Source organism: Massilia sp. LXY-6 (assembly GCF_051233485.1).
Classification (GTDB): domain Bacteria; phylum Pseudomonadota; class Gammaproteobacteria; order Burkholderiales; family Burkholderiaceae_D; genus Telluria.
The window spans coordinates 1-380 of sequence record NZ_JBKFGF010000108.1 but is presented as its reverse complement, the minus strand read 5'-3'; the positions used below and the strand labels follow the sequence as shown (position 1 = coordinate 380).

The 380-nt window shown below is 65.0% G+C and carries 1 protein-coding gene; it reads right to left on the bottom strand.

The genetic code is table 11. The features are described 5' to 3' along the window. Positions 1 to 380, bottom strand: a 380-nt coding sequence (locus tag ACI48D_RS26025) for an NAD(P)/FAD-dependent oxidoreductase (protein ID WP_435574136.1), incomplete at both ends; no start/stop codon positions are given.

Below are 380 nucleotides of genomic sequence, written 5' to 3'. Positions count from 1 at the left end.
AGGCCGACCACGAAGCCGACCGCGACCTGGTTGTTCTCCAGGTGGTACAGGAAGGAGCCGCCGTAGGTGCTGGCGTCCAGCGGCCAGCCGGCGGTGTGGATCACCAGGCCCGGCTGGTGCTTGGCCGGATCGATTTCCCACAGTTCCTTGATGCCGATGCCGTAGGTCTGCGGATCCTTGCCCTTGTCCAGGTCGTACCTGGCGATCAGCTGCTTGCCCAGGTGGCCGCGGCAGCCTTCTGCGAACAGCGTGTACTTGGCGTGCAACTCCATCCCTAACTGGAACGCGTCGGTCGGTTCGCCTTCGCGGTTCACGCCCATGTTGCCGGTGGCGACGCCTTTCACGGAGCCGTCGTCGTTAAACAGGATCTCGGCGGCGGG